The sequence below is a fragment of the Bradyrhizobium sp. SEMIA genome, from assembly GCF_014844175.1.
Classification (GTDB): domain Bacteria; phylum Pseudomonadota; class Alphaproteobacteria; order Rhizobiales; family Xanthobacteraceae; genus Bradyrhizobium; species Bradyrhizobium arachidis.
Genome location: NZ_CP046601.1, coordinates 3,695,770 through 3,713,808, shown reverse-complemented (window position 1 = coordinate 3,713,808; position 18,039 = coordinate 3,695,770). Strand labels below are relative to the sequence as shown.

The window sequence follows — 18,039 nt, the reverse complement described above, 5'->3', positions numbered from 1 at the left end:
GCCGGCTCTCGGGATTCAGTTCGAGATCGCGTTCGGATTGCGGATGGTCAGCCGATCGCCGGTCCGGCTGATCTCCAGCGCGCTTGCCTCCATCGGCGTCGAGAGAAGGACGCGCTGGCCCGGCGCCAGCACCGACACGAAGCGGATCGGCGTCCCGGCCTCGCCCTGCGCGAGCGTGGTGACGACGCGGAATCCGGCGGGCTCGACGGTGTAATAGGCAACGCCCGTGAGTTCGCCGAGACGGATGCTGCTGCCCTCGATCGGCTTCAGCCCGGCGGCGTGAGCGGCTCCCAGAGAAGCGATGGTGAAGGCGGCTGCGAGAAGTGTGCTGCGGATCGACATGCGACCCTCCGTTGGTTTGGGCGGCGGGCGCGATGCCCGCCTGCTCCCTTGCGGCAGGACATGGGCAGGCTAAGATCATTGATCAAACAGATGGGGTCGATAATGGGTATCGATGCTGTCAATCTTGGTCGTATCGACCTGAATCTCCTTGTCCATCTCGGCGCGCTGCTCACCGAGCGGAACGTCACGCGGGCTGCAACGCGGGTCGGCATCGGCCAGTCCGCGATGAGCCACAACCTCGCGCGTCTGCGGGAGCTGTTCAGCGACGAGCTGCTGACGCGGGGGCCCGACGGCATGCGCCTCACGCCGCGCGCGGTGACGTTGCTCGAGCCGGTGCAGTCGATGCTGGCCCAGGTCGAAGCGCTGGTGTCGCGCGAGCAGGCCTTCGATCCGGCAACAGCGGTGCGAACGTTCAGGTTCGGCTTGCCTGACAGCATGGAGGTCCTGATCATGCCGGCGCTGCTGGCGCGCATGCGCAACGTCGCGCCCGGCATTCACCTGCGGCTCTACAATTTCGACGCCTCGCGCCTGCTCGACGAGCTCGATGCCGACGAGATGGACCTCGCCATCGGCTTTGACGCATTCCAGCAGGGACAGCTCCACCACAAGCGCCGCAAGCTGTTCAGCGAGAGCTATGTGTGCATGTTCGATGCCGAGAAGACCGGGATCGAGCCTCCGATCTCGCTCGACGACTATGTGCGGCTGCCGCATGTGCTGACCAGCCTGCGGCCCGCGCGCAATCCACGGGGCATCGTCGACGATGCGCTGGAGAAGCTCGGCTTGCGCCGGTCCGTCGCCCTGACCACGCCGCGCTTTCTCACCGTGCCGTCATTGGTGGCGCGCGCGCCGGTCATCGTAACGATACACTCGCGGCTGGCGCGCCGCTTTGCCACCGAGCTGGGGCTCAGCATCAGCCCTCTGCCCATCGAGCTGCGCGACGTCACGGTCTCGCTGCTCTGGCACGCCTCTTACGATCACGATCCGGCTCACACCTGGCTGCGCGAACAGGTCGCGCAGCTCGCGTCCGAGCTTTAAGCGGGCGCCGTCCGGAACCATCGGTCTGGAGCATTTTTCGGCAAGGCTGGCCCGTTCCAGGCAAGAGCCTCAGTCGCATCTGGCGTAAGATACTTTCCAGATGACGCAGACCGGCTTGAGAGCGTCAGGCCGGCTGTCCTAGTCATCTGAAGCTCACGCAGTGCCAAGGAGACATGCCATGAAGATCGTCGTGATCGGTGGGACCGGATTGATCGGATCCAAGCTCGTGGCGAAGCTGCAGCAACAGGGCCATGAGGCGGTGGCGGCCTCGCCAAAATCGGGCGTGAACGCGGTGACCGGGGAAGGCCTCGCAGCGGTGCTGACCGGTGCCGACGTCGTCGTCGATGTCGCCAACGCGCCGTCCTGGGAGCCTGCGGCCGTGCTCGAATTCTTCGAGCGATCGAGCAAGAACCTCGGGACGACAGAGGCCGCAGCGGGCGTCAAACATCACGTCGCGCTGTCGATCGTCGGCACGGATCGGTCGCCCGACATCGCCTATTTCCGCGCCAAGCTCGCGCAGGAGACCATCGTCAAGGCATCGTCGGTCCCCTACTCGATCGTGCGCGCCACCCAGTTCTTCGAATTCCTCGGCGCCATCGCGGAGTCGGGCGCGGCCGAAGGCCGGATCGTCGTCCCATCGGCGGCGTTCCAGCCGATCGCATCCGACGACGTGGCCGCTGCCCTCGCCGAGGTCGCAACGGGCCGGCCGTTGAACGGCACGATCGATATCGCGGGACCTGAAAAGGCGCCCTTCAACGAGTTCGTTGCGCGCCGTCTGAAAGCGGCCGGCGACAGCCGTCCGGTCGTGGGTGACGCGAAGGCAGGATATTATGGCTCTCCCATCGCGGACACTTCGTTGGTCCCGCTCGGCGAGGCACGTCTCGGGAAAACGTCGCTCGCGACATGGCTGGCGACGGCCTGAGCATCCGCGATCCCGCGGCCACTGCAACCACAATGAAGGACTACCCATGCGCAGATTGCTGATCGCAGCCGCGGTTTATGCCGCGACTTTCATGGCGGCCCATGCAGCCGAGACGGCAGCGTCGCCTGCGAAGATCACGGTCGTTTTCGACCAGACGCTGCCCAACGTCCCGGGCAAGAGCATGAAGGGCGTGCTGGTCGAATATGGTCCTGGCGGCTCCTCGCCGGCCCACATGCACCCGCGCTCCGCGTTCATCTATGCCACCGTGCTGGAAGGCGCGATCCGCAGCCAGGTCAATGACGGCCCCGCCAAGGTCTATCGCAAGGGCGAGAATTTTTCCGAACGGCCCGGCGACCGTCATGCCGTCAGCGCCAATGCCAGTGATAGCGAGCCCGCGAAGCTGCTCGCGGTCTTCGTGCTGGATACAGCCGACACGGAACTGGTGATGCCGATCGCGAAGTAGAGCGCGGGCCGAGGGCCGCCACAGCTGCCTCGGCCTGCAATTTCGCGTTCGCCCGATTATCCCTAGCCCCCTCTGTCGGCTGAATTGATGGCGCGCTAGCGTGAAGCTCCCCTGCTCCACGCTTCACGCGCACATGCGCTCGCCCACAAGCAGCCAACGGAGACCATCATGACCAAACCCGGCATCGTTTTCGCACACGGCCTCTGGGCTGACGGATCGTGCTTCGGCAAGCTGATCCCGAAATTGCAGGCCGAAGGTCATGAAGTCATGGCGAGCCAGCACGGCCTCGATTCACTCGCAACCGACGTCGCCGCGGTGACGGCATGTCTTGGCCGCGTTCCAGGGCCAGTGGTCCTCGTCGGCCACTCCTATGGCGGCACGCTGATCACGTACGCCGGAACTGATCCGCGGGTGGCCGCGCTGGTCTACATCGCCGCGCTCGCCCCCGATGCCGATGAAACCTCGCAGAGTCAGCTTGCGAAGTTTCCGACGACTGAGGTGTTCAGCCATCTCGATGCGCCGCAAGGGCGCATCTGGCTGAAGCCAAGCGGCGTCAAGCATTTTGCCGGAGACCTGCCCGAGGCCGAGCAGAAGCTGGTGTATGCGACGCAAGGCGCGCCGGTGGCAGATCTCTTCAACCAGAAGGTCGACGGCACGGCGTGGAAATCCAAGCCGAGCTGGTATGTGCTCGCGACCCAGGACCAGACGGTTCACCCGGAGCTGCAGCGCTCCGTCTCGAAGCGCATGAATGCGACGGTGACCGAAGTCACCTCGTCCCACGTCCCCATGCTGTCGAAGCCGGACGTGGTCCTGGACGTGATCCGCAAGGCTGTGAGCGCGGTCTCCAAAAGCTGATATCGGCGCCGCTGCCGGCCCGATGCGGATGCGATCATAGCTTTCAAGATCAGGCCCGGCGGCGCGTGTCTGCCGGGCCTGTGATCTATTCCGCGGGCGCCGCAACGGCGACGGGATTTTCGGCTGCATCCGTCTGCTTGCCCGGGAAAATCTTGCGGACCAGGACGAACAGCGCGGGCACGAAGAAGATGCCGAGCACGGTTGCCGCGATCATGCCGCCGGCAACGCCGATGCCGACCGCGTTCTGGCTGGCGGAGCCGGCGCCGGTCGCCACCGCCAGCGGCAGCACGCCGAGGATGAAGGCGAGCGAGGTCATCAGGATCGGACGCAGGCGCTGGCGCGCCGCATGCAGCGTCGCCTCGACCAGGCCGCGGCCGGCCGCGATCTGCTCCAGCGCGAATTCGACGATCAGGATCGCGTTCTTCGAAGCGAGGCCGATCGTCGTGAGCAGGCCGACCTGGAAATAGACGTCGTTGGCCTGGTTGAACAGCGTCGCTCCGAGCAGCGCACCGAGCACGCCGATCGGCACCGTCAGCATCACCGCGAACGGCACCGACCAGCTCTCATAGAGTGCGGCGAGGCTGAGGAACACGATCAGCAGCGAGATCGAATAGAGGTACAGGGTCTGGCTGCCGGTGAGCCGCTCCTGGAACGACAAGCCGGTCCATTCATGGCCGTAGCCCTTGGGGAGCTTGGCCATCTGCTCCTCCACCGCCTGCATGGCGACGCCCGAGCTGATGCCCTGCCCCGCCTGGCCCTGGAGCTCGACGGCGGCAACGCCGTTGTAGCGTTCGAGGCGCGGTGAGCCAAAGCTCCAGCGATCGGTGGCGAGCGCCGAGAACGGCACCATCGAGCCCGAAGCATTGCGGACATACCAGCGGCCGATGTCGCTGGTGTCCATGCGGAACGGCGCATCGCTCTGCACATAGACCTGCTTGACGCGGCCGCGGTCGATGAAGTCGTTGACATAGGCGCCGCCCCAAGCCGCCGACAGCGTGGTGTTGAGGTCGTTGAGGTTGACGCCGAGCGCAGTGGCCTTGGCCTGATCGACGTCGAGATCGAATTGCGGCGTGTCGTCCTGCCCGTTCGGCCGCGCCTGCACGACCCGCTTGTCTGCGGCGAGCTGGCCGAGCAGCTGGTTACGGGCCTGGATCAGCGCCTCGTGACCGTTGCCGCCGGTGTCCTGGAGGTAGAGGTCGAAGCCGCCGGCATTGCCGAAGCCGGGAATCGACGGCGGCAACACCGCGAACACCATGGCGTCGCGGATCTTCATGAACGCCCCCATGGCACGGCCGACCACGGCCTGCGCCGAGGTGCCTGGATGCTTGCGCTCATCGAACGGTTTCAGGCTGACGAAGGCGAGCCCGACATTCTGGCCCTGCCCCGCGAAGCTGAAGCCACTGACCGCGAACACGCCCTCCACCGCATCCTTCTCGTTGTCGAGGTACTGATGCTCGACCTGCTTGATGACTTCGAGCGTACGCGCCGAGGTCGCGCCGACCGGAAGCTGGATCAGGGTCATGATCGTGCCCTGGTCCTCCTCGGGCAGGAACGAGCTCGGCAGCCGCTGAAACAGGAACACCATGCCGGCGACGATCGCCGCGAAGGCGATGATCACGCCCGCGACGCGCCTGATGGCGCCGCCCGCCGCGCGCTGGTAGCCGTCCGCCATGCGGTCAAAACCGCGGTTGAACAGGCCGAAGAAGCCGCGCTGGCTGCCGTGATGTTTTGGCGGCTTCAGGATGGTGGCGCACAAAGCCGGCGTCAGCACCAGCGCCACCAGCACCGAGAGCAGCATAGCGGTGACGATGGTCAGCGCGAACTGCCGGTAGATGATGCCGACCGAGCCGTTGAAGAACGCCATCGGGATGAACACGGCGGAGAGCACGACGCCGATCCCGACCAGCGCGCCGGTGATCTCGCGCATGGACTTTTCAGTCGCCTCGCGCGGGCCGAGATGCTCCTCGACCATCACGCGCTCGACATTCTCGACCACGACGATGGCGTCGTCGACCAGCAGGCCGATCGCCAGCACCATAGCGAACATCGTCAGCGTGTTGATGGAGTAGCCGGCGAGCGAGAGCACGCCGAAGGTGCCGAGCAGCACCACCGGCACCGCGATGGTCGGGATGATGGTGGCGCGCCAGCTCTGCAGGAACACGAACATCACGACGAAGACGAGCGCGATCGCCTCGAACAGGGTGTGGATCACCTTCTCGATCGACAGCTTGACGAAGGGCGTGGTGTCGTAGGGATAGACCACGCGAAGCCCCTCGGGCATGGTGGCACTGAGCTGGGCGACGCGCGCCTTCACCGCTTCGGAGGTTGCGACCGCATTGGCGCCGGTCGCAAGGCTGATGCCCATGCCCGCCGCCGGCTTGCCGTTGTAGCGCGCCGTGGAATCGTAGGACTTCGAGCCGAGCTCGACGCGCGCGACGTCGCCGATGCGGACCGTCTGGCCCGATGTCGCGGTGCGCAGGATGATGTCCTTGAACTGCTCGACGGTCTGAAGGCGGCTCTGCGAGGTGATGGTGGCATTGAGCTGCTGGCCGCCGACGGACGGAAGTCCGCCGAGCTGGCCGGCCGTGACCTGGGTGTTCTGGGTCTGGATCGCCGCGATCACGTCGCCGGGCATCAGATTGTATTTGGTCAGCTTGTCCGGATCGAGCCAGATGCGCATGGCATATTCGGCGCCGAACAGCGTCACCTGGCCGACGCCGGCGACGCGGCTGATGGGATCGTTGACCGAAGACGCCACGTAATCGGCGATGTCGCTGGCGGCGAGCCGTCCGTCCGCGGAGACGAAGCCCAGCACCATCAAGAAGCTCGCCGACGATTTCACGACCTTGATGCCCTGCTGCTGCACCACCTGCGGCAGCAAGGGGGTCGCGAGCTGAAGCTTGTTCTGGACCTGCACCTGGGCGATGTCGGCATCGGCCTCGTTGGTGAAGGTCAGCGAGATCTGCACGACGCCGGTCGAGGTGCTCGACGAGGACATGTATTGCAGATGGTCGAGGCCGGTCATGTTCTGCTCGATGACCTTGGTCACCGAGTTCTCGGCGGTCTGGGCGTTTGCGCCGGGATAGGTCGCCGTGATCGTGACCACGGTCGGGGCAATCTGCGGATATTGCGCGATCGGCAGGCGCATGATGGCGAGCACGCCGCCCAGCATGATCAGGATGGCGATGACCCAGGCGAAGATCGGCCGCTTGATGAAGAAATGCGACATGATGATTATTGCTCGGTTGTGGTGGGAACGGGCCGCGCATCGGCCTGCTGGGTCGGGTTCACCGTGAGGCCGGTTGCCGGATCGACGACGACCTCCACCGTCTTCACGGGCGAGCCGGGGCGCGCCTCTTGCGTGCCGTCAACGACGAGGCGATCGCCCGCCTTGGCGCCTGATCGCACCAGCCAGTTGCCGCCGACGTCCTCGCCGAGATCGAGCGTGCGCTGCTGGATCTTGCCGTCCTTGTCGACGAACATCGCCACCGCCTGCCCCAGCGGATTGCGCGACACCGCCCGCTGCGGCACCAGGATCGCGGCAGGGTCGACGCCGGCGACGATTCGTGCGCGCACATACATGCCGGGCAGCAGCGCGCGCTCGGGATTGGCGAAGATCGCGCGCGAGGAGACCGAGCCGGTGCTCTCGTTGACGCTGGTATCGGTGAAACCGTATTTGCCCTTGTGGCCATAGGCCTTGCCGCTCTCCATCAGCAATTCGACCTGCACGCCGTCGGCCGGGCGCTTGAGACGGCCGCTCGCAATCTGGTTGCGCAGGCGCTCCATCTCGGAGGTCGACTGGTCGAGATCGATATAGACCGGGTCAAGCTGCTGGATCGTCGTCATCGCGGTGGCCTGGCTCGCGGTGACGAGCGCACCGGGCGTGATGGTCGATTTGCCGATCCGGCCCGAGATCGAGGCGGTGACCTTGGTGCGGTCGAGCGAAATCGCAGCGGTGTCGCGGTTGGCCTCGGCCGCCTTCAGATCGGCCTCGCCCTGCTTGTAGGCAGCGACCGCGTCGTCGACGTCCTGCTGGCTGGCGGCGTTGGTCTGCAAAAGCTGGGTTTTGCGCGCAGCCTTCAGCTTGACGCTGACCAGCGTTGCCTCGGCCCGCTGCACCGCGGCCTCCGCGCTCGCAAGGCCTGCCTTGTACTGAACGGGGTCGATCTCATAGAGCAGGTCGCCCTCCTTCACCTCGGCGCCCTCGACGAAGTCGCGCTTGAGCAGGATGCCGGTGACCTGCGGCCGGACCTCGGAGACCTGATAGGCGACGACGCGTCCCGGCAGGACCGTCGAAATCTTCGCTTCCTGCGGCTTCAAGGTCACGACGCCGACCTCCGGCACCATCTGTGGAGGCCCGGCTTGCTGGCTCTGGTCCCCGCAGGCTGCAAGCAGCAGGGCAATCAACGGAACAGCACGGGCGATCGGGGGGCGCATGATGACGATCCATGGGTGAGGTTGCGGCCCCTTCCGGGCACCGCGCGCGGAAACATCCGGAAACTCATCAGTTTCCATGTGGAAACTTGGTAGTTTCCTTTCCCGAAGTCAAGTGCTAGGCTGCGCGCATCGTTGCGTTCAAGCAGTCGTGAAGCGGCTCGGATTTGGCGGCAGGTTTTGGATGGCGAAAACATCGGCGAATCGCAGGCACGCCAGCAGCGATGCCGCGCCGGAACGGAGTCCTCCCGCTCCGGATGCGCGCATGGTGCAATTGCTGGCGGCCGCGAAGGACACCTTCACCAGCAAGGGTTTTGCCGCGACCACTATGGACGACATCGCCGGCGCTGCGGGCATGTCGAAGAAGACGCTCTACAAATTGTTCGAGAGCAAGACCGAACTCTTTCGCGCCATGCTGCTGCGCAGCCTGCCCGAAGCCGATTACGCCGACGCGCCTTCGGAAGGTTCGCCAGTGACCCGGCTTCGCAACATGCTCCGAGAGGCCGCCGACGTGGCGCTATCGCCGGGCGAGATCGCGCTGCAGCGTTTGATCATCGGTGAACGTCAGGCCTCGCCGGAGCTGGGGCGCATGTTTGCCGAGGTCATCATGGAGAGCGGCACGCAGCATATCGTCGAGCTGCTGAGGACTATCCGCCTGGAGCCCCGTTTCGAGGACGTGCCGCTGCGCCTGGTCGCCGAAATGCTGTTCGGCATGGTGTTCGGCCATGATCATTTCAGGCTGCTGACCGACACCGGCTTTCGCCTCAACCGCCGCGCGGTGGACCGGCGGATCGACCTGGCGATTGCGACGTTCTGTGCGGCGGAGGATGGCGCTGAAGCTGACCGTCCGTCCGGCAGCGTAACGCCGGCGCGATCCTGAACCGCGACCGCGTCGGCGCTTCTCTTCTCTCCTGTCAGGCGCGATTGCCGAACAGGTCGAGCGTGACCGATCGTAGCCAGCGGTGGGCGGGATCGCGATGGTAGCGCTCATGCCAATATTGCGCGATCTCGATCCGCGGTAGCGCAATCGGTGTCCTGAACACCGTCATTCCGAGCGGCTCGGCGACGATGGCGGCGAGATTGGCGGGCAAGGTCGCGACCCCATCCGTCTGCGAGGCGACGATCGCGCCCGCGATGAAGCTCGGCACCTGCAACAGGATATTTGTGTGCGCGATCGCGCGCGTCAGCACGCGCTGCGTCTCGAGATGGGCCGCATGCCCGGTCTCGGACGCCGTGATCACGATATGCTTCTCTTCGAGAAATCCCCGTCGCGTGCGCGCCTCTGCCGGCCTCGGATGGCCTCGCCTCACGACGCTTGCGTAGCCGTCCGAATAGAGCCGCTGCGAGCGAAGATGCCCCGCCGCGCGCGGCAAGGCGCCGAGCGCAAGGTCCGCCTCCCCCGCCTCCAGCTTGAGCGCGAAGTGCCGGGAATCGAGCGGCATGGCGCGGAGCTGAACCCGCGGAGCGAGTTCGGCGAGGCGCGCCACCAAAGGCGGCAGGAACCGCACCATGCCGACGTCGGTCAAAAGCAGGCTGAAAGTCTTCTCGGATTTCCCGGGATCGAACGGCAACCGCTCCTGCCATAACCGGTCGGCCATCTCGAGCAGGGCGCGGACCTGGGCGGCCATCTCGACCGCGCGTGCCGTCGGCTGCACGCCGGTGCCACGTCGCACGAACAAGGGATCGTCGAAGCGCAGCCGCAATCTTGCCCGGAGCTTGCTGATCGCCGGCTGCGTGGTCTCGAGGCTCGCGGCCGCGCGCGTGATGCTGCCCTCGCGGATCAATGCATCGAGCACGCGCAAGTCGCGGAAGTCGATCCCGGAAGATTCCATTTTCGACATATGAAACATTCCCTTGCGGCCATGGATCGAGCTTCGCCGTTTGCTATCCTGCAGTCAATCGAACGGCCACGCGAACATGGAGGACGCCATGACCAAATTCGTGATCGAGTCTCATTTCCGCCTGCAGGAATGGGTGGCCGAGGAGAAAGGCTATTTTCGCGACGAAGGGCTCGACTACGAATTTCGCGAGCTGATCCGCTCGACCGAGGGCCAGCACCACAACAAGGTCAATGAAGGCGCGTTCCAGAGCATCGAGAAGGGGCGCAAGGCCGACGTCAGCTGCGCCTGCCACTGGACCGTCAATGTCGCGGCCTCGAACGGCCACGCCAAGCTCTACGCCGACGTCTACTCGGTCGCGCCTTCGGGAATCTTCGTTCCGGCCGATTCAAGGATCCGCACACCGTCGGATCTCGCCGGCGTGCCGATCTCGGTCGGCTTCCAGTCAGGCAGCCATTATTCGACGATCCAGGCGCTCGAACCGTATCTGGCGCCCGGCGAGATCAACCTGACCTTCGAGGACGGCATGCTGTTCCGCCGCATGGAGCTGTTGTTCGAGGGCAAGAGCGAGGCGGCCGCGCTGTTCAACGGCCCCTATTATTTCGCCGAGCAGCTCGGCTATCGCAAGATCATCGACACGACGTTCATGATCGCGTCCATGATCAACGGCGATCCGGCGCCCGAGGACATCAAGCGCTATTTCCGCGCCCTGAAGAAGGCCCAGCGCGACATCGACCTGCGTCCGGAGCTCTACACCCGCTACTACAAGAACGAATTTCCGGAGCGCTTTCACGCGGCCATGGACACCAGACGCTGGGGCCCGGGCGAGCGGATCGTGTTCGAACCCTATTCTCGCGAGATCTACGAGCAGTCGTTCGACTGGATCGCGAAGCACGGCATCTTCAAGGACGGCACGATGGGCGAAGGCACCTACGACAAGGCCACGGTCGCGTTCGGGAGGATTTGAGAGCGGGCGTTCCGCTGTCCTAGCACCCCAGCCTGTCAGCGACCCCGCCAAAATCCCTGGCAACGATGTCCCAGTTGCCGGTCGCTTCGAAATCGACCTTCTGAAGCGGGCCGTACTCGGTCGGCCGCGCCACGAACGCGGTCTTCAGGCCGTTTTTCTGCGCGGCGGCGAGATCGCCGTTGTGGGCGGCGACCATCATCACCTCTTGCGGCTTAAGGCAGAGCAGCTTTGCCGCGCCGAGATAGGTCTCGGGATCGGGCTTGTAGTGCTCGAACAGCTCGGCCGACATGATGAGGTCCCACGGCAGACCGGCGTACTTCGCCATGTTGGTGAGCAGCGCGACGTTGCCGTTCGACAGCGGCGAGATCACGAACTTGGTCTTCAGACGCGTCAGGCCGGCGACGCTGTCAGGCCAGGGATTGAGGCGGTGCCAGCCCTTGGTGAGATGGTCGAGATCGGCGGCGGTGAGGTCCTTGATCTCGAACTTCTCGACCAGCTTCTCCAGCGAGCGGCGGTGCAGGTCATCGAGCATGACATAACCGCGCTCGGGATGCTTGCGCACGTCGTCCATCGAGGCGACGTACATGCCGCGCCAGCCGTCGACCAGAGCGGTCCAGTCGGCGCTGATGCCGCGGCCCTTCGCCCACCACATGAAGTCGGTGATTAGGCTGGTGCGCCAGTCCACGACCGTGCCGAACACGTCGAAGACCAGGGCTTTGACGGCGGTGAGATCGGACATGTGCGCTTCCTCTGTTGTTCTTGTTGTCATTCCGGGGCGCGACGAAGTCGCGAGCCCGGAATCCAGAAGTTGTGGCGCGAGATTCCGGGTTCTCCGGGCCGCGCTTTGCGCGGTCCCGTCGCCCCGGAATGACGTCAGAGGACTTAGTCCAGATGGAACTTCGCGAGCTCGCGGTGCTCGGCCTTGATGTAGCGCACGGTGCCGGTGACGGAGCGCATCACCACCGTCTCGGTCTCGATCACGCCGTCCTTGCGGAACTTGACGCCCGAGAGCAGCGAGCCCGTGGTGACGCCGGTGGCGGCGAACAGGCAGTCGCCGCGCGCCATGTCCTCGATGCCGTAGATCATCTTGGGATCGTTGACGCCCATCTTGGCAGCGCGCTCGCGCTTCTCGTCGGAATCGAGGATCAGGCGGCACTGCATCTGGCCGCCGATGCAGCGCAGCGCCACGGCCGCGAGCACGCCTTCCGGCGCACCGCCGGTGCCGAGATACATGTCGACGCCGGTGTTGTCGGGGTCGGCGCAGTGGATCACGCCGGCGACGTCGCCGTCGGTGATCAGGCGCACCGCAGCGCCGGTCGAGCGCACGCTTTCGATGATGCTGGCATGACGCGGACGGTCGAGCACGAGAACGGTGATGCCTTCGGGCTTGACACCCTTGGCCTTGGCGAGGCGGCGGACGTTGTCGGCGGGCGAGGCATCAATTTCGACAACACCCTTGTCGTAGCCGGGACCGATCGCGAGCTTCTCCATGTAGACGTCGGGCGCATGCAGCAGCGTGCCGCCGTCGGCCATCGCCATGGTGGCGATCGAGCCCGGCATGTTCTTGGCGCACAGCGTGGTGCCCTCGAGCGGGTCGACCGCGATGTCGACCTGCGGGCCGGCCTTGAGGCCGACTTGCTCGCCGATATAGAGCATCGGCGCCTCGTCGCGCTCGCCCTCGCCGATCACGATGGTGCCCTGGATCGGCAGCTTGTTGAGCTCGCGCCGCATCGCGTCCACCGCGGCCTGGTCGGCCGCCTTCTCGTTGCCGTGCCCGCGCAGTCGCGCCGAGGACACCGCCGCCCGCTCCGTCACCCGCACGATCTCCAGCGTGAGAATGCGCTCGAGCAATGCGTGCGGAGGGACTTCAATATGGGTCGACATCGGCTAACTCCTTCGAAACAGTTTTGGACAGGACGCCCTGTCCGCATCAACTCGTAACACCCACAGTTCGTTCGAACCGTGTCATTGTTTGAGCATGACCTTTTCGGAAAACCGCTTCACATCTTTCCGGGTCATGCTCTAGTTCTTCTCAATCCGTATGACCTGCGGCCGTCCGCTGATCACCTTGTCCTTCTGCACGGCGGCGAGCGCGCGGCGCACGGCGTCCTCATGCGTGGCATAGGTGATCAGGATGACGGGCACGGGGACCGCCTTGCCGTCGCTGGGCGCAGCGCCGCCATTGGGATGGCGCTGCACGATCGACTCGATCGAAATCTTCTGCTCCGCGAGCCGGGTCGCGATCGCAGCCGCGGTGCCCGGGAAATCGCGCGCCAGGAGGCGGATGTAATAGCCGCCCTCGTGACGCTCCATCGGCGCCTTCTTGGTGTCGTGGAGCTGCGCGATCGGCCGGCCGAACGGGTTGGCGCGGATGCCGCGCGCGACGTCGGCGATGTCGGCGACGACGGCGGATGCGGTGGCAGCACCGCCCGCACCGGGGCCGACCAGCGTGATCGGCGGAATGCCCTCGCCATCGATCGTGACCGCATTGGTGACACCCATCACCTGCGCGATCGAGGAGGATTTTGGAACCATGGTCGGATGCACGCGCTGCTCGATGCCCTTGGCGGTGCGAACGGCAACGCCGAGCAGCTTGACCCGGTAACCGAGATCGGCGGCGGCACGAAGATCTTCCGGCGCGATGGAGGAGATGCCTTCGACATACACCGCACTTTGAGCAACTTTCGTGCCGAAAGCGAGGCTGGCGAGGATCGCGAGCTTCTGCGCGGTGTCATGGCCGTCGACGTCGAAGGACGGATCGGCCTCGGCATAGCCGAGCCGCTGCGCGTCCTTCAGGCATTCGGCGAAGGACAGGCCTTCCTGCTCCATCCGGGTCAGAATGTAATTGCAGGTGCCGTTGAGGATGCCGTAGACGCGGCTGATGCCGGTTCCGGCAAGACCTTCGCGCAACGTCTTGATGACAGGGATCGCAGCGCCGACCGCTGCCTCGAAATTCAGCGCGCCGCCGTGCGTTTCAGCGGCTTTCGCCAGCTTGATGCCGTGCTTGGCGAGCAGCGCCTTGTTGGCGGTAACGACCGACTTGCCGGCGGCCAGCGCGGCCTCGACCGCGGAGAGCGCGGGATCGCCGGCGCCGCCCATCAACTCGACGAAGCAGTCGACCTCAGGATGGGTGGCGAGTGCCATCGGATCCCTGGCCCATTCGACGCCGCGCAGATCGACGCCGCGCTTCTTCGCCTTCGAGCGCGCGGTGACGGCGACGACGCGAATACCGCGGCCGCTGCGGCCCGCGAGCACACGGGCCTGCGTTTCAATCAAACGGACAACTTCGGCGCCCACGGTGCCGAGCCCCGCTATGCCCACTTTCAGGGGTGCAACCATGATGTCTTAGAAAACCTGCCGAAGAGAAGCTTAGCGCCGATTGGCGAGCGGAACCACGTTGTGCAACGTTTCGATGCCGCTTTCAAGGAAGCGGCGCACGCCGCGCGCGGCCTGCCTGATCCGTTGCTCGTTTTCCACCATGGCGATGCGGACATACCCTTCGCCATGCTCGCCGAAGCCGACGCCGGGCGAGACCGCGACGCCGCTTTTCTCCACCATCAGGGTCGCGAACTGCATGCTACCGACACTGCGGAAGGCCTCCGGCAGCGGCACCCAGGCGAACATCGAGGCTTCCGGCGGCGGGATCTCCCACCCCGCCCGGCCGAACGATTCCACCAGCGCGTCGCGGCGCTTGCGATAGGTGTCGCGCATCTCCTTGATGCAATCATCAGGGCCGTTCAGCGCGGCGGTCGCGGCGACCTGCACCGGCGTGAAGGCGCCGTAGTCGAGGTAGGATTTGACGCGCGCGAGTGCCGCGATCACGCGGTCATTGCCGACCGCAAAGCCCATGCGCCAGCCGGCCATGGAATAGGTCTTCGACATCGAGGTGAACTCGACGGTGACGTCGATCGCGCCGGGCACCTGGAGCACCGAGGGCGGCGGGTTGTTCTCGTCGAAATAGACCTCGGCATAAGCGAGGTCCGACAGGATCAGGATCTCGTGCTTCTTCGCGAAGGCGACGAGGTCCTTGTAGAAGTCGAGGCTCGCGACATAGGCGGTCGGGTTCGACGGATAGCAGACGACGAGCGCCAGCGGCTTGGGGATCGAATGCACGATCGCCCGCTCCACCGCCTCGAAGAATTGCGGCGTCGGCTCGGAGGGTACCGAGCGGATCACGCCGCCCGCCATCAAAAAGCCGAAGGCGTGAATCGGATAGCTCGGGTTCGGACACAGGATGACGTCGCCCGGCGCGGTGATCGCCTGGGCCACATTGGCAAAGCCCTCCTTGGAGCCGAGCGTCGCCACGATCTGGGTGTCGGGGTTGAGCTTCACGCCGAAGCGGCGGGCGTAATAGGCGGCCTGGGCCCGACGCAGGCCGGGGATGCCGCGCGAGGCCGAGTAGCGGTCGGTGCGCGGCTTGCCGAGCGTCTCCTTGAGCTTCTCCAGCACGTGCGGCGGCGCCGGCAGATCCGGATTGCCCATGCCGAGGTCGATGATGTCGGCGCCGGCATTCCGCGCGGCCGCCTTGGCCCGGTTGACCTGCTCGAACACGTAAGGCGGAAGGCGGCGAATGCGGTAAAATTCTTCCATGGCTCTCTGGGCTCCGGGCAACCGGTCAGGACAGAATCGACAGGCCATGGCGGCCGCCTTCGAAAGGCGCCCCGCCCCTCTCGCGCAAATCACTCAAAATCAAATACTTAGAGCAATTTTCGACGATGGTGGCTGAAGTCGTTCGCCCTGACTCTCGGCTGAACTGAGGTCTTTTAGCACGGCACGACGGGGGCGCCAGCGATTACCTTGCGCTGCGCTATTTCGCATCCTTGGCAGCAGTGGCCTGGCGATCGCGGGCGGCGGCGAGTTCGGCCTCGATCTTGGCGCGCTGCTCCGGCGGAATGACCGCCTGGTCGCGATCCGGCGGCAGGTCGTGTACCGGCAGATAGCTGCCGGGCTCCTTGGGATGCGCCTGCGCATCCGCGGGCGTGAGATCGGCAAGCTGGCTCGAGCAGCCGGCAAGCACAAATGCCACGCTCAGCGCGCCACAGATCCGTAGCGACTTTTGCAGGTCCCTAAACGCCAACACTTGGGAAATCCCCTACTCGTCCCAAAGCACGGCCTCGGGCAAGCCTACCCGACACCACGCCCAAGCTCAAACCATTGCTGCCCGAAATGGTGCGAGCGAGAAAACAGCCCGAAACTACCAAGACGAGCGGTGCGGCTCGATTGTGACGGAACCAAGAAAATTTGTCGCACCGCAACACATCTTCGAGAGTGTTTAACGCCAAAGATGCTAGCTTCGCGGTGACGAATACGGAATGAATCGTTACTGTTCTGGTCATGAGTACCGTCACGACCGACACGCCCAAACCCGAGACCAAGTTCGATGCGGAAGCCTTCGCGATGAATGTCGCGCGGGCGATGGAGAGCGGCGGCAAGGCGCTCGCGGCCTACCTCAAGCCGCGCGAGAGCGGCGAGGTGCAGGACCGTCCGCCGGCCGAGCTGACGGAAGTGGTCAAGACCTTCACCTCGGTCGCGGAATACTGGCTGTCGGATACGTCCCGCTCCTCCGACCTCCAGACCAAGCTCGCCAAGGACTATCTCGATCTCTGGGGCACGGCGGCACGCCGCATGGCCGGCCAGGACGCCGCGCCCCGCGATCGCGCCCTCGCCGCGCGACAAGCGCTTTGCCGATCCGGAATGGAAGTCGAACCAGTTCTTCGATTTCATGATGCAGCTCTATCTGCTGACGAGCAAATGGGCGCAGGAACTGGTGCGCGATGCGGAAGGGCTCGATCCGCAGACCCGCCGCAAGGCGGAGTTCTACGTCCAGCAGGTCACCAACGCGATCTCGCCGTCGAACTTCGTGCTGACCAATCCGGAAGTGCTGCGCGAGACGGTGGCGAGCAGCGGCGAAAATCTCGCGCGCGGCCTGAAGATGCTCGCCGAGGACATCGCCGCCGGCAAGGGCATGCTGAAGATCCGCCAGTCCAATCCGGACAACCTCGTCGTCGGCGTCAACATGGCGACGACGCCGGGCAAGGTGATCTACCAGAACGAGATGATGCAGCTGATCCAGTATGCGCCGACCACGGAGAAGGTGCTGCGCACCCCGCTCCTGATCGTGCCGCCCTGGATCAACAAGTTCTACATCCTCGATCTCAAGCCGGAGAAATCCTACATCAAGTGGTGCGTCGACCAGGGCATCACCGTGTTCGTGATCTCATGGGTCAATCCCGACAAGCGGCTCGGCAACAAGAGCTGGGAAGACTACATGAAGGAAGGCCCGCTCACGGCGATGGACGTGATCGAGAAGGTCACCGGCGAGATGAAGGTGCACACCGCCGGCTATTGCGTCGGCGGCACCATGCTTGCGACCACGCTGGCCTGGCTCGCCGAGAAGCGCCGCCAGCGGGTGTCGTCCGCGACGTTCTTCGCCGCCCAAGTCGACTTCACCCACGCCGGCGACCTCCTCGTCTTCGTCGACGAGGAGCAGATCGCAGCGCTCGAGCACGACATGAAGGCAGCCGGCGTGCTCGAAGGCTCGAAGATGGCGATGGCCTTCAACATGCTGCGCTCCAACGACCTGATCTGGTCCTACGTCGTCAGCAACTATCTGAAGGGGCAGCAGCCGAGCGCGTTCGACCTGTTGCACTGGAATTCCGACGCGACACGGATGACGCAGGCGAACCATTCCTACTACCTGCGCAATTGCTATCTGGAGAACCGGCTGTCGACCGGCACCATGGTGCTCGACAACACCCTGCTCGATCTCTCCAAGGTCAAGGTGCCCGTCTACAACCTCGCCACCCGCGAGGACCACATCGCACCGGCGGAATCGGTGCTGTATGGCTCGCAGTTCTTCGGCGGACCGGTGAAGTATGTGCTGTCGGGCTCGGGGCACATCGCCGGCGTCGTCAACCCGCCCGCCTCGAACAAGTACCAGTACTGGACCAACGACAACATCAAGGACATCACGGTCGCGGACTGGATGAAGGGCGCGGTCGAGCACAAGGGCTCGTGGTGGCCGGACTGGCGCGAATGGCTGGGCAGCCTCGATCCGGAGGAAGTGCCCGCGCGCAGCATCGGCAGCGATGCCCTGCCTCCGATCGAGGACGCGCCCGGCAGCTATGTCAGGGTCCGCGCGTAGCGCATGATCCGGAAAAGTGCGAAGCGGTTTTCCGGAGAG

The 18,039-nt window shown here is 65.0% G+C and carries 15 protein-coding genes and 1 pseudogene; 7 read left to right on the top strand and 9 right to left on the bottom strand.

Annotated features, from left to right (window positions below; translation table 11 throughout):
* Positions 1–15: 15 nt before the first annotated feature.
* Positions 16–342 carry a hypothetical protein gene (locus tag FOM02_RS18140; RefSeq protein ID WP_027557896.1) on the bottom strand — a complete coding sequence of 109 codons (327 nt, stop codon included), beginning with the start codon at positions 340–342 and terminating at the stop codon, positions 16–18.
* Positions 343–444: 102 nt separating this feature from the next.
* Between FOM02_RS18140 and FOM02_RS18135 the strand changes: the two genes are divergently transcribed.
* The 4 genes from FOM02_RS18135 (at position 445) to FOM02_RS18120 (ending at position 3,617) form a co-directional block, all read left to right on the top strand.
* A complete protein-coding gene (locus FOM02_RS18135; RefSeq protein WP_027557895.1) occupies positions 445–1,377 on the top strand; it encodes a LysR family transcriptional regulator in 933 nt (310 codons plus the stop codon).
* 178 nt (positions 1,378–1,555) lie between these two features.
* Positions 1,556–2,299, top strand: a complete 744-nt coding sequence (locus FOM02_RS18130; protein WP_027557894.1) for an SDR family oxidoreductase — start codon at positions 1,556–1,558, stop codon at positions 2,297–2,299.
* Positions 2,300–2,345: 46 nt separating this feature from the next.
* Positions 2,346–2,762 carry a cupin domain-containing protein gene (locus FOM02_RS18125; protein ID WP_027557893.1) on the top strand — a complete coding sequence of 139 codons (417 nt, stop codon included), beginning with the start codon at positions 2,346–2,348 and terminating at the stop codon, positions 2,760–2,762.
* A gap of 168 nt (positions 2,763–2,930) precedes the next feature.
* Positions 2,931–3,617: an alpha/beta fold hydrolase gene (locus tag FOM02_RS18120; protein ID WP_027557892.1), complete on the top strand. Its 687-nt coding sequence runs from the start codon at positions 2,931–2,933 to the stop codon at positions 3,615–3,617.
* Between the two features lie 85 nt (positions 3,618–3,702).
* Here FOM02_RS18120 and FOM02_RS18115 read toward each other — a convergent pair whose 3' ends face one another.
* Together FOM02_RS18115 and FOM02_RS18110 are read right to left on the bottom strand one after the other, a co-directional pair.
* The gene (locus FOM02_RS18115) at positions 3,703–6,846 is read right to left on the bottom strand and encodes an efflux RND transporter permease subunit (RefSeq protein WP_027557891.1); all 3,144 of its coding nucleotides are present in this window, start codon (positions 6,844–6,846) and stop codon (positions 3,703–3,705) included.
* A 5-nt stretch (positions 6,847–6,851) separates the two neighbouring features.
* Positions 6,852–8,054 carry an efflux RND transporter periplasmic adaptor subunit gene (locus tag FOM02_RS18110; protein ID WP_028146301.1) on the bottom strand — a complete coding sequence of 401 codons (1,203 nt, stop codon included), beginning with the start codon at positions 8,052–8,054 and terminating at the stop codon, positions 6,852–6,854.
* A 262-nt stretch (positions 8,055–8,316) separates the two neighbouring features.
* Here FOM02_RS18110 and FOM02_RS18105 point away from each other — a divergent pair, with 262 nt between their 5' ends.
* On the top strand, positions 8,317–8,931 hold the full coding sequence (locus FOM02_RS18105; protein WP_051377904.1) for a TetR/AcrR family transcriptional regulator: 615 nt from the start codon (positions 8,317–8,319) through the stop codon (positions 8,929–8,931).
* A 34-nt stretch (positions 8,932–8,965) separates the two neighbouring features.
* Here FOM02_RS18105 and FOM02_RS18100 read toward each other — a convergent pair whose 3' ends face one another.
* The gene (locus tag FOM02_RS18100) at positions 8,966–9,892 is read right to left on the bottom strand and encodes a LysR family transcriptional regulator (RefSeq protein ID WP_159073916.1); all 927 of its coding nucleotides are present in this window, start codon (positions 9,890–9,892) and stop codon (positions 8,966–8,968) included.
* Positions 9,893–9,980: 88 nt separating this feature from the next.
* Here FOM02_RS18100 and FOM02_RS18095 point away from each other — a divergent pair, with 88 nt between their 5' ends.
* On the top strand, positions 9,981–10,856 hold the full coding sequence (locus FOM02_RS18095) for an ABC transporter substrate-binding protein (RefSeq protein WP_159073915.1): 876 nt from the start codon (positions 9,981–9,983) through the stop codon (positions 10,854–10,856).
* Positions 10,857–10,875: 19 nt separating this feature from the next.
* On the opposite strand, the gene FOM02_RS18090 is transcribed toward FOM02_RS18095, so the two are convergent.
* The 5 genes from FOM02_RS18090 to FOM02_RS18070 form a co-directional block, all read right to left on the bottom strand.
* Positions 10,876–11,595 (bottom strand): haloacid dehalogenase type II, encoded by a 720-nt coding sequence (locus FOM02_RS18090; RefSeq protein WP_027557887.1) that lies wholly within the window; start codon positions 11,593–11,595, stop codon positions 10,876–10,878.
* Positions 11,596–11,738: 143 nt separating this feature from the next.
* Positions 11,739–12,740, bottom strand: a complete 1,002-nt coding sequence (gene glpX / locus FOM02_RS18085; RefSeq protein WP_027557886.1) for a class II fructose-bisphosphatase — start codon at positions 12,738–12,740, stop codon at positions 11,739–11,741.
* 138 nt (positions 12,741–12,878) lie between these two features.
* Entirely contained in the window at positions 12,879–14,195 is a 1,317-nt protein-coding gene (locus FOM02_RS18080; protein ID WP_027557885.1) for a homoserine dehydrogenase, read from the bottom strand.
* Between the two features lie 30 nt (positions 14,196–14,225).
* Positions 14,226–15,446, bottom strand: coding sequence for an LL-diaminopimelate aminotransferase (locus FOM02_RS18075; RefSeq protein ID WP_027557884.1), 1,221 nt, complete (start codon positions 15,444–15,446; stop codon positions 14,226–14,228).
* Between the two features lie 217 nt (positions 15,447–15,663).
* Positions 15,664–15,936: a hypothetical protein gene (locus tag FOM02_RS18070; protein ID WP_027557883.1), complete on the bottom strand. Its 273-nt coding sequence runs from the start codon at positions 15,934–15,936 to the stop codon at positions 15,664–15,666.
* A gap of 254 nt (positions 15,937–16,190) precedes the next feature.
* Here FOM02_RS18070 and FOM02_RS18065 point away from each other — a divergent pair.
* A pseudogene (locus tag FOM02_RS18065) lies at positions 16,191–18,000 on the top strand (PHA/PHB synthase family protein).
* Positions 18,001–18,039 lie beyond the last annotated feature (39 nt).